We start from the raw sequence: 10,625 nt of genomic DNA, 5'->3' as shown, positions 1-10,625 counted from the left end.
AGCCCAAGGCGGTCCCGCTTGGCCTCGTCACGCGCCTGGAAGAGCTCCCGGCCGACAAGATCGAGTTCAGTAACGGCCGCTACATGGTGCAGTACCGCGAGCAGCTGATGCCGCTGGTGGCCATGGAAGGCGTCACCATTGCGAGCCAGGGCGCCCAGCCGATCCTGGTGTTCGCCGATGACGGCCGCTCCATGGGCCTCGTCGTCGACGAGATCATCGACATCGTCGAGGAGCGCCTCAACATCGAGGTCGGCGGCTCCGCCTCCGGCATTCTCGGCTCGGCCGTGATCAAGGGCCAGGCGACCGAAGTGATCGACGTCGGCCACTTCCTGCCGATGGCGTTCGCCGACTGGTTCACCCGCAAGGAGATGAAGCCGTCGATGCACTCGCAGTCGGTGCTGCTGGTCGACGACTCCGCGTTCTTCCGCAACATGCTGGCTCCGGTGCTCAAGGCGGCCGGCTACCGCGTCCGCACCGCACCGACCGCGCAGGAGGGCCTCGCCGCACTCCGCGCCCAGAGCTTCGACGTCGTGCTGACCGACATCGAGATGCCCGACATGAACGGGTTCGAGTTCGCGGAAGTGATCCGCTCCGACAGCAATCTCGGCGCGATGCCGATCATCGGCCTGTCGGCGCTGGTCTCGCCCGCGGCGATCGAGCGCGGCCGTCAGGCCGGCTTCCACGACTATGTCGCCAAGTTCGACCGTCCCGGTCTGATCGCGGCGCTGAAGGAGCAGACCGCGGGCGCCGCCGGCGCCTCCGAGCTGAGCCGGGCCGCGGCGTAAAGGGGACGAGGAGATAAATCGATGAGCAACAAGATGCAGTCCACCGAAGGCGCCATGGTCGAATACGTCACCGCGATGATCGGTGGCCAGCTGTTCGGCCTGCCGATCTCGCGCGTCCAGGACGTGTTCATGCCTGAGCGCGTCACCCGCGTTCCGCTGTCTTCGCGCGAGATCGCGGGCGTGCTGAACCTGCGCGGCCGCATCGTCACCGTGATCGACATGCGCGCCCGTCTCGGCCTGCCCAAGGCCGAGGACGGCAAGGCGCCGATGGCGGTCGGTGTCGACCTGCGCGGCGAATCCTATGGCCTCTTGATCGACCAGATCGGCGAGGTGTTGCGCCTGCCCGAGGCCGGCATGGAAGAGAACCCGGTCAACCTCGATCCCCGCATGGCCAAGCTCGCCGGCGGCGTCCACCGTCTCGACGGCCAGCTCATGGTCGTCCTCGACGTCGATCGCGTGCTCGAGCTTGCGCCCGAGATGATGGCAGCCTGATCCGGCGGCATGGCCGCGGGCAGACCTGCAATTGGAAGCGCCTCCGCAAAGGAGGAAGGAAGCAGAGGTTCACATGCGAACTTGTCTCGTCGTTGATGATTCCAGCGTCATCCGCAAGGTTGCGCGCCGGATCCTGGAGGGCCTCGACTTCCAGATTCTCGAAGCCGAGGACGGTGAGAAAGCGCTGGAGGCCTGCAAGCGCGGCTTGCCCGACGCGGTGCTGCTCGACTGGAACATGCCCGTGATGGACGGCTACGAATTTCTCGGCCATCTCCGGCGCATGCCCGGCGGCGACCAGCCGAAGGTGGTGTTCTGCACCACCGAGAACGACGTGGCCCATATTGCGCGCGCACTGCACGCCGGCGCCAACGAGTACATCATGAAGCCGTTCGACAAGGACATCGTGACGGCGAAATTCCAGGAAGTCGGCCTTATCTGAGCTAACACCGGAGGCTGAACGGCTCCTTCGGCGTTTTGTTTTCAACTGAACCGTTTCAGTCTGAGTTGGTGAGTAATGAGTGTTGCGTTCGCAGGTAATTCGACCACGGGCACGTCGCGCGAAGCCGGTCCGCTGCGGGTGATGGTCGTTGACGACTCCGTCGTCATCCGCGGCCTCATCTCGCGCTGGATCGGTGCCGAGCACGACATGGAGGTCGCGGCCTCCCTGCGCACCGGGCTCGAAGCGGTCAACCAGCTCGAACGCATCAATCCCGACGTTGCCGTGCTCGACATCGAAATGCCCGAGCTCGACGGCATCTCGGCGCTGCCGCAACTCTTGGCGAAGAAGCGCGATCTCGTCATCATCATGGCCTCGACGCTCACCCGCCGCAACGCGGAGATCAGCTTCAAGGCGCTGTCGCTCGGCGCCGCCGACTACATTCCGAAGCCGGAGTCCACGCGCGAGGCCTCAGCCGCGGACATCTTCCATCACGATCTGATTCAGAAGATCCGTCATCTCGGCGCGCGTCTGCGCCGCAAGGCCGCAGTCGCGAGCCCGCCGCTCGCGCCTGCGAGCCCTGCCGCGCCGGCTGCACGCGCGCCGGCTATCGCGCGGCCCGCCACGCCTGCACCGGCTCCGGCCGTGCATGCCTTGTCATCAGGCTCGCTCTCCACGCGTCCGTTCTCGACGCAGGTGCCGAAGGTGCTGCTGATCGGCTCCTCGACCGGCGGCCCGCAGGCGCTGATGGCGCTCGTCACCGAGCTTGGCCCTGTCATCGACCGCTACCCGGTGCTGATCACCCAGCACATGCCGCCGACATTCACCACCATTCTCGCCGAGCATCTGGCGCGCGCGAGCCGCCGCCCGGCGGCCGAGGCGATTGACGGCGAGCTGGTGAAGCCAGGCCGGATTTATCTTGCGCCCGGCGGCAAGCACATGCGCGTCGCGCGCAGCGGTGCCGACGTGGCGATCGCGCTCGACGACGGCCCCGCCGTCAATTTCTGCAAGCCCGCGGTCGATCCGCTCTTCACCTCCGCAATCGACATCTGGCACGGCAGCATCCTCTCCGTGATCCTGACGGGCATGGGCTCGGACGGCATGCGCGGCGGCAAGGACATCGTCGCCGCCGGCGGCAGCGTGATCGCGCAGGACGAAGCTTCCAGTGTGGTCTGGGGCATGCCGGGTGCGGCCGCGAATGCCGGCATCTGCGCGGCGATCCTGCCGCTCAACCAGATCGGCGCCAAAATCAACCGGCTGTTCGCGGGAGACCGCTCGTGACGCCCGCAGACTACGATTATCTGCGCAAGTTCCTGAAAGAGCGTTCGGGCCTCGATCTCTCTCCTGACAAGCAGTACCTGGTCGAAAGCCGCTTGCTGCCGCTGGCGCGCAAGGCAAGTCTTCCCGGCATTCCCGATCTCGTGCTGAAGATCAGGAACGGCGACGGCCGGCTCGCGATCGATGTGGTCGAAGCGATGACCACCAACGAGACGTTCTTCTATCGCGACAAGATCCCGTTCGATCATCTGCGCGAGACCATCCTGCCGGGCCTGATCCAGGCGCGCGCGGCGCGCAGGAGCTTGCGCATCTGGTCGGCGGCGTCCTCGACGGGGCAGGAGCCTTATTCGATCGCGATGTGCGTGAAGGAGATGGGCGCGGCTCTCGCCGGCTGGCGCATCGAGATCATCGCCACCGATCTGTCGCAGGAGGTGCTGGAGAAATCCAGGGCCGGCATCTACAGCCAGTTCGAAGTGCAGCGCGGCCTGCCGATCCAGCACCTGATGAAGTATTTCACGCAAGCCGGCGATCTCTGGCAGCTCAATGCCGACATTCGCGCGATGGTGCAGTTCCGCCAGCTCAACCTGCTGCAGGATTTCTCGCATCTCGGCACGTTCGACGTGATCTTCTGCCGCAACGTGCTGATCTATTTCGATCAGGACACCAAGGCGGTGATCTTCGAGCGCATGGCGAAGTGCCTGGAAGCCGACGGCACGCTGCTGCTTGGCGCCGCCGAATCCGTCGTCGGCATCACCGATGCATTCCGCCCGCTCACCGATCGTCGTGGTCTCTACCAGCTCAATCCCGCGCGCTCCGGCCGCCCGATGGGTGGATTGATGCCGCAGCCGCTGAAGGTCGCCGCGGCGCGGTGATCTGGCGCACGACCGCCGATCTGACCGAGCGGCGTTGTCGCGGCTGACCGCCGGTACCTGCCTGACTTTCTCTTCGGCGTGGTGCGGGTGTCTCACCAGCATTTGAGTAGCGCGCGTTACTCAGCTACCGCTCAACAGAGCGCATGTGGTGATGCGACGCGACCGCGGCCTCATCGGCATCCGGCGGTTGTGCTATGGTCTCGATCGTCCCGGCCTGACGGAGGCGGGACTTCATTCAAATTCATCACCTGTTTTGAGGAGGACATACCATGCGAATGTCTTGTGCCTCTTATTTCCTGTTGGCGGCGCTCTCCTTGCCCGCGACGGCTCTCGCCGGCGAGCAGACGCTCGAATTCAAGCTCGTCACCAAACCGGTGGACGTCAAAGTCACCGAGGTCGCGAACGTCGAAGGTCAGACAGTCATGTCCGGCAAGATGTTCGGCGTTGCCTTCTTCAAGGACGGCCGCATTGCCGTCAAGGACTTCGTCAATTCGTCCGACTTGCTGAAGGGCTCAGGACCGATCTTCGGCTACAGCACCTACACCTTCGACGACGGCTCCTCACTCACGGCGCGATACACCGGCGCGGTCAAGGACGGAAAGGCAAAGGGGGAATATACGATCCTGTCGGGTACTGGAATGTACGCAAACGCGACAGGCACAGGCGGCTTCGAGAGTGTGCAAAGCGGGTTCAAGGGCGCGGGCCTGTACGACGGAAGATTTATAATCAAGACACCCTAAAGCGCGATGGGATTGGGATGAAACGTCATCGCACTTTGGGTTCTCGTTTGAGCATGATCCTTTCGGAGAATCGCTTCACGTTTTTCCGGGTCGTGCTTTAGCGCATCATGTGGACCTACGCGCTCGCGTCCCGCACCGATGGGCCGCGAGCGCCCCTCACAAGATCGCGTGCGGCAAGAACCGCGAGCGGTTGCCCGTAATCGGGCTTTCGTCCTCGCGGATCGACAGGCCGCATGGCTCGTGGTTCACCAGCCAGCTTCCCACCACCACATAGAAGCCTGAGAAGTTCGGCAGCGGCGACAGCGCCTGCCGCACGAAGCCCTCCGCGCCATAGGGGCCTGCCTGCGCGTCGAGCGGCATGCCGCCCGAGACCAGCGTGACATTGGCGCCTTCGCGCGACAGCAGCGGCTTGCGGACATAGGACGTTCCGAGCTCAGCGGCACGCGGATCGTCCTCGAAGAAGGCCGGCAGCAAATTGGGGTGATTCGGAAACATCTCCCAGAGCAATGGCAGGATGCCCTTGTTGGAGAGCACTGCCTTCCACGGCGGCTCGATCCAGCGCGTCGGCGCGCTCGCGAGCTTGGCGCCGAAGGTGTCGTGGAACATCCACTCCCAGGGATAGAGCTTGAAGGCGAGCGCGATGTCGCTGTCGTCGAGATCGACGAAGCCGCCACCTTCGTCGCGCCAGCCGACCTCTGCGATGTCGAGCAGCCTGGTCGAGAGCCCTGCCTGCCGCGCGGTGTCCTCGAGATAAGCGAGCGTTCCGGCGTCCTCCTCATTGCCGGTGGTGCCGGTGAGATGGAGATGGCGGCCGGCGGCAATCTCCTTCCACGCCGCGATCAACCGCTCGTGGATGGAGTTGAACTGGTCGGCGCGCGCCGGGATGATGCGGCGTTCGATCGCCTGTTCGAGCCAGGTCCATTGAAACACCGCGGCCTCGAAGATCGAGGTCGGCGTGTCCGCATTGTATTCGAGCAGCTTTGCCGGGCCTTGTCCGTCGAACTTCAGGTCGAGCCGGCCATAGAGGCTGCGGTCGTCGCGCTCCCAGCTCTCGGCGATGAAGCCCCAGAATGTCTCCGGGATCTTCAGGCGCCGGAGATGGCGCTCGTCGCCGATGACGCGGCCGGCAAGCTCCAGACACATCGCGTCGATCTCGCCGGTCGGTGTCTCGATGCCGCGCTCGATCTCGTCGAGCGTAAAACCGTAATAGGCGCGCTCGTCCCAATAGCGGTCGCCGCCGATGGTGTGGAAGACGAAGCCGCATTGCGCTGCGGTCTCCCGCCAGTCGTCACGCTCGAGACAGGTGATGCGCTGCATGGATCAGCCGCCGCTCGAAAAGCCGTGACCGAACGCGCCGAAGCCGCCGCGGCTGACGCTGCTGTGGCCGGAGTCGGACGACGTGCTCGACGAGGAATGGCTGGAGGAATCGCTGCTGTAGAAGCTCGATCGTGACGACGAGCCCGAGCCGCCGCTGCCGCCGGACGAACTGCTGCCGCTGCTGCTACTGGTGCACGTCGTAACCGTCTGACCCGGCAGCGCGCCTGGCGAGGGCTCGCAAATTTGTCGCGGCATCAGCGTATAGGCGGTGGTGCCGACGGCGATGGTGCCCATCACCAGCAGGGCGACATGGCCGGAGCGCTTCACCGGCTCCCTTGGCGGCAGCGGCAGGTCCGCCGGCAGGCGCGGCCGGCGCCTGCCAAACTCCGTGCTGGTGGGGTTGTCGGCCATATCAGTAGATCATGCAGGCGGCGTTGAGGAGGCCTGCGGCGAGCGAGGACAGGCCAAGCCAGATCGCAGGTGCAAGCTCGCCTGCGGCAATTCGCGCCGACAGGTTCGGCACCGGGACCCTCACCAGGAACAGCACGATGATCTGCACGATCAGCGCGATGATCGCCCAGACCATGCAGTCCAGCACATTGGCCGAATGCGCGATGGCGCTGACCAGCGGCGCGACGAAGCCGAGCAGGCTGAGGCCGAGCGCGATCGCGGCGGCCGGCTCGTTGTCGCGGATCAGCTGGAACTCGTTGTGCGGGGTGATGCGGGTGTAGACCAGCAGATAGGCCACGATCGCGATCAGGCCGGTGCAGAAATAGACCAGGAAAGCAGGCAGGCCGGCGAGTGATTGCAGGATCATCATTCCCCCATCGTGCAGCGACCATTCGTCGGCGGGGGGAGGGTAGCGGTTCAATCATTAAGCTTCGGATGAAGCGTTCCCCCAAAAACAAAACCCCGCCATTTGCGGCGGGGTCCAGGCTGGGAGGCGCGAGCCCTCGGGCTCGCGCGTAACGTAAGGATCAGGCGGGGATGCGCTCGTCGGCCTCGTGCGGCTCGCGCAGCACGTAGCCGCGGCCCCACACGGTCTCGATGAAGTTGCGGCCTTCGGAGGCGTTGGCGAGCTTCTTGCGGAGCTTGCAGATGAAGACGTCGATGATCTTCAGCTCCGGCTCGTCCATGCCGCCATAGAGGTGGTTGAGGAACATTTCCTTGGTGAGGGTCGTGCCCTTGCGGAGCGAGAGCAGCTCCAGCATCTGATATTCCTTGCCGGTCAGATGCACGCGCTGGCCGCCGACTTCCACCGTCTTGGTGTCGAGGTTGACGACGAGGTCGCCGGTCTGGATGACCGACTGGGCGTGACCCTTGGAGCGGCGCACGATCGCGTGGATGCGGGCCACCAGCTCGTCCTTGTGGAAGGGCTTGGTCATGTAGTCGTCGGCGCCGACGCCGAGACCCTTGACCTTATCCTCGATGCCGGCGAGGCCGGAGAGGATCAGAATCGGTGTCTTGATCTTGGAGACCCGGAGCTGCTTGAGCACGTCGTAACCGGACATGTCGGGCAGGTTGAGGTCGAGAAGAATGATGTCGTAATCGTATAATTTACCGAGATCGACGCCTTCTTCCCCCAAATCGGTCGTGTAGACGTTGAAGCTCTCGGACTTCAACATCAGCTCGATCGACTGCGCGACGGCGCTGTCATCTTCAATCAGCAAAACGCGCATGCCAGTTCCCCATAGTCGCCGCTCCTGGGCGTCAGGTCGGCCGCATTCGCGGCACTCAACAAAACGCCTTTGAACAACTGATTCGGATCCTGACAACAGATGGTTAACAAATCCTGATTCTGGAACGCAAGTCCCCCCGGTGCAATTTTTGTCGAATCGCCCTAAGGTCTTACGCAGAAGCAGCTTTCGTCACCCAGCTCCGTTCAAGTTCCACTTTAAGAGACGGGCCTAACCGACTCCCGCGACTCAGCCTTCTTCTGAAGGGGAGCCACGCTCAGTCACAAAGACAGTGACGCAATGATTAATGATGCGGGTAAACACGAAGTTAAGCGCCGTTCAGAAATATGGCGAAACTTAAGAGTTTCACCGTGAAGGCCCGGAGCTCGAAGGCGACCACCTTAATGAAGGCCCCCTTATGAAGGCGCTTGCCGAACAGATCGGCGACATCGACGGCGTCAATATCTATGGCCGCGTCGTCGGCGTGCGCGGCCTGATGGTCGAAGTGGCCGGACCCATTCATGCGATGTCGGTCGGTGCGCGGCTCGTGATCGAGACCGGCGTGAACCGCTCCATTCCCTGCGAGGTGATCGGCTTCTCCGGCAACAATGCCGTCGTGATGCCGTTTGCCGGGCTCGATGGCGTGCGCCGCGGCTGCAAGGCGGTGATTGCCAATGCCGCCAATCAAGTGCGGCCGTCGTCGGCCTGGCTCGGCCGCGTGATCAATGCGCTCGGTGAGCCGATCGACGGCAAGGGGCGGCTGCCGCAGGGGCCGGCGCCGATGCCGTACCGCAACACGCCGCCGCCGGCGCATTCGCGCAAGCGTGTCGGTGCGCCGCTCGATCTCGGCGTGCGCGCGATGAACACGTTCCTCACCTGCTGCCGCGGCCAGCGCATGGGCATCTTCGCGGGTTCCGGTGTCGGCAAATCGGTGCTGCTGTCGATGCTGGCGCGCAACGTCGATGCCGCCGTCAGCGTCATCGGGCTGATCGGCGAACGCGGCCGCGAGGTGCAGGAGTTCCTGCAGGACGATCTCGGCGAGGAGGGCCTGGCGCGCTCCGTCGTCGTGGTCGCAACCTCCGACGAGCCGGCGCTGATGCGCCGCCAGGCGGCGTATCTCACGCTCGCGGTCGCCGAATATTTTCGCGACGAGGACATGGATGTCCTTTGTCTGATGGACTCGGTGACCCGCTTTGCCATGGCCCAGCGCGAGATCGGCCTGTCCGCCGGCGAGCCGCCGACCGCCAAGGGCTATACGCCGACCGTCTTCACCGAGCTGCCGAAACTGCTCGAGCGTGCCGGACCGGGCCTGGGCGAGGGCGCGATCACTGCGATCTTCACGGTGCTGGTCGACGGCGACGATCACAACGAGCCGATCGCGGACGCGGTCCGCGGCATCCTCGACGGCCACATCGTGATGCAGCGCTCGATCGCCGAGCGCGGCCGCTACCCCGCCATCAACATCCTCAAATCCGTCTCCCGCACCATGCCGAAATCGGCTGATCCGCAGTTCTGGCCGACCATCCAGCGGGCGCGGGCGGTGATGGCGACCTATGCCGACATGGAGGAATTGATCCGGCTCGGCGCCTACCGGGCCGGCTCCAGCCCCGAGGTCGACGAGGCGATCCGCCTGCACGAGCCGCTGGAAGCGTTCTTGCGGCAGCGCAAGGACGAAAATGCCTCACTGGCGGACGGTTACCGCCAGTTGGCGCAAATCCTCGGTAATTTGGAAACGGAACGCTAACTTTGTCGCGTCATCATCCGATCCCACAGAGTAGCAGAGCCGGTCTTGGCCCCAGTCGGGCCTGTGGGGAGACCGGTGACGTCCCAATGTGTGTATGTCTTGCAGCCAGGGGACTTCTGGGGAGTATGAGTCGATGAAGTCACGAGATACCCTCATCCGCCTGAAGAAATTTCAGGTCGACGAGAAGCGCCGCCGGGTCACCCAGATCGAGACCATGATCGCCGACTTCCAGCGGATGTCGACCGATCTCGAGCGCGAGATCACGACCGAGCAGGAGCGTGCCGGGATCAACGATCCCTCGCACTTTGCCTATCCGACCTATGCCAAGGCGGCGATCCAGCGCCGCGAGAACCTGACCCGCTCGGCCGACGAGCTCAAGGGCCAGCTCGACGAAGCCAAGGCCGCGCTGGCCGAGGCCTTCGAGGAGCTGAAGAAGGTCGAGCTCCTCGACGAGCGCGACCAGGCCCGCGAACGCGCCGAAGAGAACGCCCGCGAGCAGGCCGACCTCGACAGCATCGGCCTGATGCGCGCCCGCATCGGCGCGGTCGCCTGACGGCTTCAGCCGCCGGACCCAACGCGAATTCGCAGAACCCGGACCCGCAAGGGTCCGGGTTTTCGTATGTGCTGTCCACAGCACGGCGCCGCGCCCCTTGGTGGTCGGCGCTGCCGCGCGCTATGGTAGTGGAGTGCCGGGGCCAGCGCGCAAAGCGACGAGGCCCGCGCGTTGGGGGGCTGAATGCTGACGCCAGCCGAGCTGGTCGGGCTGATTGAGGCGGTCGCCAGGGGCGATCAGGCCGCGTTCGAGCGCCTCTACGTCGCCACGCGTGCGAAACTCTATGGCGTCGTGCTCCGTATCTTGCGCCGGCAGGATCTCGCAGAGGAGGTCATTCAGGAGACCTACGTCAAGATCTGGAACAGCGCGGGCCAGTTCAATCCGGCCTTGTCGTCGCCGATCACATGGATGGCGTCGATCGCGCGCAACCGTGCGATCGACATCGTGCGCAAGAAGTCGGAAGTCTCCATCGAGGAAGAGCCTCGGGCGATGGAGGTTGCGGCCGACAGTCCCGATCCGCTGGCGCGCCGGGAGATGACCGAGGAGCTGAAGCGGCTGCTGGAATGTATCGGCCGGCTCGAGCCGGACCGTCAGAGGCTCGTGCTTCTCGCCTATTACAACGGCTGGAGCCGCGAGCAATTGGCGGAGAAATTCGCCGCGCCGGTCAATACGGTGAAGACGTGGCTGCGGCGCAGCATGCTGGATATTCGCGAATGCCTCGGACTTTAGAGG

The 10,625-nt window shown here is 64.5% G+C and carries 13 protein-coding genes; 9 read left to right on the top strand and 4 right to left on the bottom strand.

Annotated elements, in window-relative coordinates; all coding sequences use genetic code 11:
- The 6 genes from RAD16_RS25270 to RAD16_RS25245 all read left to right on the top strand — a co-directional run.
- The coding region (locus RAD16_RS25270) for a response regulator (RefSeq protein WP_458160552.1) at positions 1-785 on the top strand (785 nt) is incomplete at its 5' end.
- A gap of 21 nt (positions 786-806) precedes the next feature.
- Complete coding sequence (locus tag RAD16_RS25265; RefSeq protein WP_458160551.1) at positions 807-1,277, top strand: chemotaxis protein CheW; 471 nt, start codon at positions 807-809, stop codon at positions 1,275-1,277.
- Between the two features lie 73 nt (positions 1,278-1,350).
- Positions 1,351-1,716 (top strand): response regulator, encoded by a 366-nt coding sequence (locus tag RAD16_RS25260; RefSeq protein WP_007600538.1) that lies wholly within the window; start codon positions 1,351-1,353, stop codon positions 1,714-1,716.
- 75 nt (positions 1,717-1,791) lie between these two features.
- Positions 1,792-2,994, top strand: coding sequence for a protein-glutamate methylesterase/protein-glutamine glutaminase (locus RAD16_RS25255; RefSeq protein WP_458160550.1), 1,203 nt, complete (start codon positions 1,792-1,794; stop codon positions 2,992-2,994).
- Entirely contained in the window at positions 2,991-3,863 is an 873-nt protein-coding gene (locus RAD16_RS25250; protein ID WP_458160549.1) for a CheR family methyltransferase, read from the top strand. The genes RAD16_RS25255 and RAD16_RS25250 overlap by 4 nt, the downstream gene beginning before the upstream one ends.
- Before the next feature lie 269 nt (positions 3,864-4,132).
- Positions 4,133-4,603, top strand: a complete 471-nt coding sequence (locus RAD16_RS25245) for a hypothetical protein (protein WP_458160548.1) — start codon at positions 4,133-4,135, stop codon at positions 4,601-4,603.
- Between the two features lie 156 nt (positions 4,604-4,759).
- Here the strand turns inward: RAD16_RS25245 and RAD16_RS25240 are convergent, their stop codons facing one another.
- The 4 genes from RAD16_RS25240 to ctrA form a co-directional block, all read right to left on the bottom strand.
- Positions 4,760-5,920, bottom strand: a complete 1,161-nt coding sequence (locus RAD16_RS25240) for a glutathionylspermidine synthase family protein (protein ID WP_458160547.1) — start codon at positions 5,918-5,920, stop codon at positions 4,760-4,762.
- A gap of 3 nt (positions 5,921-5,923) precedes the next feature.
- Positions 5,924-6,331, bottom strand: a complete 408-nt coding sequence (locus tag RAD16_RS25235; RefSeq protein WP_458160546.1) for a hypothetical protein — start codon at positions 6,329-6,331, stop codon at positions 5,924-5,926.
- A gap of 1 nt (position 6,332) precedes the next feature.
- Positions 6,333-6,737 (bottom strand): DUF350 domain-containing protein, encoded by a 405-nt coding sequence (locus RAD16_RS25230; RefSeq protein ID WP_326897762.1) that lies wholly within the window; start codon positions 6,735-6,737, stop codon positions 6,333-6,335.
- 160 nt (positions 6,738-6,897) lie between these two features.
- Positions 6,898-7,599 (bottom strand): response regulator transcription factor CtrA, encoded by a 702-nt coding sequence (gene ctrA / locus RAD16_RS25225; RefSeq protein WP_016848562.1) that lies wholly within the window; start codon positions 7,597-7,599, stop codon positions 6,898-6,900.
- A gap of 415 nt (positions 7,600-8,014) precedes the next feature.
- Between ctrA and fliI the strand changes: the two genes are divergently transcribed.
- From fliI to RAD16_RS25210, 3 genes are all read left to right on the top strand, one after another.
- Positions 8,015-9,340 (top strand): flagellar protein export ATPase FliI, encoded by a 1,326-nt coding sequence (fliI, locus tag RAD16_RS25220; protein ID WP_458160545.1) that lies wholly within the window; start codon positions 8,015-8,017, stop codon positions 9,338-9,340.
- Positions 9,341-9,473: 133 nt separating this feature from the next.
- A complete protein-coding gene (fliJ, locus tag RAD16_RS25215) occupies positions 9,474-9,893 on the top strand; it encodes a flagellar export protein FliJ (protein WP_008138882.1) in 420 nt (139 codons plus the stop codon).
- 183 nt (positions 9,894-10,076) lie between these two features.
- Positions 10,077-10,622 (top strand): sigma-70 family RNA polymerase sigma factor, encoded by a 546-nt coding sequence (locus RAD16_RS25210; RefSeq protein WP_458160544.1) that lies wholly within the window; start codon positions 10,077-10,079, stop codon positions 10,620-10,622.
- Positions 10,623-10,625: the final 3 nt, after the last annotated feature.

The organism is Bradyrhizobium sp. 18BD (assembly GCF_054185225.1).
The sequence above is the reverse complement of the archived record's forward strand: the minus strand, read 5'-3'. Positions and strand labels throughout refer to the sequence as shown.

Bases quoted from the DNA above. Each gene is read 5' to 3' on its own strand.
- RAD16_RS25265 (WP_458160551.1), top strand. From the start codon at position 807: ATGAGCAACAAGATGCAGTCCACCGAAGGCGCCATGGTCGAATACGTC.
- RAD16_RS25260 (WP_007600538.1), top strand. From the start codon at position 1,351: ATGCGAACTTGTCTCGTCGTTGATGATTCCAGCGTCATCCGCAAGGTT.
- RAD16_RS25255 (WP_458160550.1), top strand. From the start codon at position 1,792: ATGAGTGTTGCGTTCGCAGGTAATTCGACCACGGGCACGTCGCGCGAA.
- RAD16_RS25245 (WP_458160548.1), top strand. From the start codon at position 4,133: ATGCGAATGTCTTGTGCCTCTTATTTCCTGTTGGCGGCGCTCTCCTTG.
- RAD16_RS25240 (WP_458160547.1), bottom strand. From the start codon at position 5,920: ATGCAGCGCATCACCTGTCTCGAGCGTGACGACTGGCGGGAGACCGCA.
- RAD16_RS25235 (WP_458160546.1), bottom strand. From the start codon at position 6,331: ATGGCCGACAACCCCACCAGCACGGAGTTTGGCAGGCGCCGGCCGCGC.
- RAD16_RS25230 (WP_326897762.1), bottom strand. From the start codon at position 6,737: ATGATCCTGCAATCACTCGCCGGCCTGCCTGCTTTCCTGGTCTATTTC.
- ctrA (WP_016848562.1), bottom strand. From the start codon at position 7,599: ATGCGCGTTTTGCTGATTGAAGATGACAGCGCCGTCGCGCAGTCGATC.
- fliI (WP_458160545.1), top strand. From the start codon at position 8,015: ATGAAGGCGCTTGCCGAACAGATCGGCGACATCGACGGCGTCAATATC.
- fliJ (WP_008138882.1), top strand. From the start codon at position 9,474: ATGAAGTCACGAGATACCCTCATCCGCCTGAAGAAATTTCAGGTCGAC.
- RAD16_RS25210 (WP_458160544.1), top strand. From the start codon at position 10,077: ATGCTGACGCCAGCCGAGCTGGTCGGGCTGATTGAGGCGGTCGCCAGG.